A 3,155-nucleotide genomic window follows, 5' to 3' on the forward strand; every position below is an offset into this window, starting at 1 on the left:
CCAAAAGGCAAATCTTGCCAAATAAGGGGTTTTAACATGGAGCCCGCCAACTAATACTTTGCAAAAATGTCATATTTTCTCAACCCATCAACTTTACCATAGCTTGTTTGATGTTCAGCTAACCATCATTGATACTTTCAGAATAACTTCACTTGAAGTTATTTAACGATATCCGTTACCCTAACAGATAGTCAATCATCACTCGAGTCAGATTATGCTTAACGTTCACGCCATTCCAGCTTTTAATGACAACTACCTTTGGTTAATTCATCAAACAAGTAGCCTTGATGCTTACGTAGTTGATCCAGGCTGTGGCCAAAGTGTTATCGATTATTTAGCCACCACAGAACTTAACTTAGTCGGTATTCTCATTACCCACCACCACAGCGACCACACTGGCGGTATAAAACAACTGCAACAGCACTTCAACAATAGTCTTATTGTTTATGGTCCGAGTAACGAACGTATCGATGGTTTAACCCACCCATTAACAGTTACATCGGATATAAATATTGAGATACCTCATTTAGGGCTTACTCAGGTGATAGCCGTACCAGGACATACTTTAGGTCATATTGCCTACTATATTGATGATAAATTATTTTGTGGCGATACCTTATTCAGTGGCGGATGTGGACGGTTATTCGAAGGCACTCCGACGCAAATGCTGCAATCGTTGACCGTGTTGGCAAACTTACCCGACCAAACCCAAGTTTTCTGTGCTCATGAATACACACAATCCAACCTTAATTTCGCCTTACATGTCACACCCAATAATTTACAGTTGATTGATTATGCCCATAAAGTTAGTCAATTACGCTCACAAAACATACCAACCATCCCTAGCACAATCGCGACAGAAAAAGCCATAAACCCGTTCCTACGTTGTCATATAAATGAGACTCAAGTCGCAATATCAACAGAATACAAAATAGAAAATATAGATGATATTCAGACATTTACATTATTAAGGGAATGGAAAAATCAATTTTAGATTAACATGAAAACACTTTAATAAGACATGCCAAATAATTTAATCTACAATGCCAAACTGAACTAAAGCATGTCCAAAAGAGTCTCATAGGCATTTGGTATGTTCGCCCTTTTTTTACGCCCTGAGAACTTGAGGAAGTGTATCTTCAAATGAAAGCAAACTTGATTATTATAGCTGGCAGTATGCTGGCTATAACGGGGTGCCAGACACTCCATACTGCAGAGCCAAGTTCTGATAGTACAACCCAGACTGTTACAGCTAACGCTAAAAACAAAAAATCAGCGACCGTAACCCTTGAGCAAATTGAAGAACAAGTTGCTCAAGTTAACGATTTATGGCTCAGGATCAGCAACCAAATGCGCTTTCCTGTTGTCGATAATGCTTTGGTTGCTCAGTACCGCCAATGGTACATCGAAAATCCTATGCATTTAGAAATCGTGACTCAACGTGCTCAGCCATATCTGTATTACATTGTTGAACAGTTAAAAAAACGCAATTTACCTTTAGAGCTAGCATTGCTGCCTATTGTTGAAAGTGGTTTTGACCCACTCGCTCATTCACCAAGTGATGCTTCGGGTTTATGGCAATTAACCTCACCAACGGCCATGTCGTTTGGCGTAAAGACAAATTGGTGGTATGACGGACGCCGTGATGTTGCCTCATCGACAAAAGCAGCTTTAGATTTAATGGAATACCTTTACGCCAAAATGGATCACAATTGGTTATATACCATTGCCGCTTATAACTCTGGTGAAGGTCGAATATTCAATGCCATAAAACATAACCAATCCCGCGGAAAATCGACAGATTTCTGGTCATTATCGCTGCCAAGAGAAACTGCTCACTATGTCCCCCAGTTATTAGCATTGGCAGATGTCATTAAACATGCAGATAAGTACGGCATCAATTTAACGCCTATAGATAACTCACCTCAAATAGAGGTAGTCGATATTGAAAGCCAACTCGATATTAATTTAGCGGCTGATTTGGCTCAAATTGACATAAATGATTTAAAAGCGATTAATCCAGGTTTAAAGCGCTGGGCAACAGCCCCACAAGGTCCGCATCAATTGATTGTGCCTAGTGATAAAGCGGCATCCTTTAAACGAGCATTAGCCACTATTGAACCAAACTCCCGTATTAACTGGGTTCGTTATAAAATTAAGTCTGGTGATAGCATCAGTGAAATTGCCGACCAATTTGAAACCACGGCTACATTAATAAGAAGCAGTAACGGTATTAAAGGCAATAATATTATTGCTGGTCGATTTTTAATTATTCCTGTTGCGGCAAAAGATCCAGATTTAGCCACCATGACCGCAGACCAAGTACTGGCACGTAAAACGGTGGTCAAATCAAGCCCAAACAAGCAAGCTTATATCATTAAATCTGGTGATTCATTATGGAAGATAGCGCAGTCACAGCAAGTGACTGTCGCACAATTAATGAAATGGAATAATCTTAAAAAACAATCCACGTTAGCCATCGGTAAATCATTAGTTATTTTTCCTAATGAAGTCGCCATTATCACTGCAAGCAATGATAAAACGGTTAGCTATCGCGTCCAATCAGGTGACTCTTTAGCGCGTATAGCACTTAAATATAAGGTTACCGTTGCAGAGTTAATCGAATGGAACAGTTTACAAAATAGTAAATTGATCCAACCTGGACAGATACTGAAACTGATTGTGACCAATAGCTAGTTAGCTTTGCCTATAAGGCACTGTTACTCAACAAAGGTTATTGATATTGGTATTGGTATTGGTATTGGAATCGCTATTGGTATGAATTAAATACTCAGTTAAATTCAGCCATAAAAAACGGACAAGTTATTACTTGTCCGTTTTTTATGGCATAACATTAATAAATCAACTGTTTCGCAGTGTTCAATAATTTGATTAGGCTAACCATACTGCCATTACAGCACATTACTATCCATTTTTAACCTAGTTAACCTCTACTGGGATAATAAACGTTTATCAAACAGTCCTTTGTCTCGCTAACTGTGTTGCATTGACTTGCAATAGGCTAGCTATTGACGTACCAATTTGCCTTATTAGCAAAACAAAAGACAAGCTTGATATAAAATAGGCCGAATATTGTCATTTCGACTCACATATCCCACTTCTTAACCCGAGTTGAGGTTAGTTAACTGCAAACC

The 3,155-nt window shown here is 38.9% G+C and carries 2 protein-coding genes; both read left to right on the forward strand.

Translation table 11 applies throughout. The features are described 5' to 3' along the window. Positions 1 to 214 precede the first annotated feature (214 nt). Entirely contained in the window at positions 215 to 994 is a 780-nt protein-coding gene (gloB, locus tag CXF78_RS18245; RefSeq protein ID WP_102037553.1) for a hydroxyacylglutathione hydrolase, read from the forward strand. Between the two features lie 149 nt (positions 995 to 1,143). Next, positions 1,144 to 2,697 carry a lytic transglycosylase gene (locus tag CXF78_RS18250; protein WP_102037554.1) on the forward strand — a complete coding sequence of 518 codons (1,554 nt, stop codon included), beginning with the start codon at positions 1,144 to 1,146 and terminating at the stop codon, positions 2,695 to 2,697. Positions 2,698 to 3,155: the final 458 nt, after the last annotated feature.

Origin of the sequence: Shewanella sp. 11B5 (assembly GCF_002836795.1) — a bacterium.
Lineage (GTDB): Bacteria > Pseudomonadota > Gammaproteobacteria > Enterobacterales > Shewanellaceae > Shewanella > Shewanella frigidimarina.

Excerpts from the sequence above, each read along its gene's own strand:
- gloB (WP_102037553.1), top strand. The coding sequence starts at position 215 with ATGCTTAACGTTCACGCCATTCCAGCTTTTAATGACAACTACCTTTGG.
- CXF78_RS18250 (WP_102037554.1), top strand. The coding sequence starts at position 1,144 with ATGAAAGCAAACTTGATTATTATAGCTGGCAGTATGCTGGCTATAACG.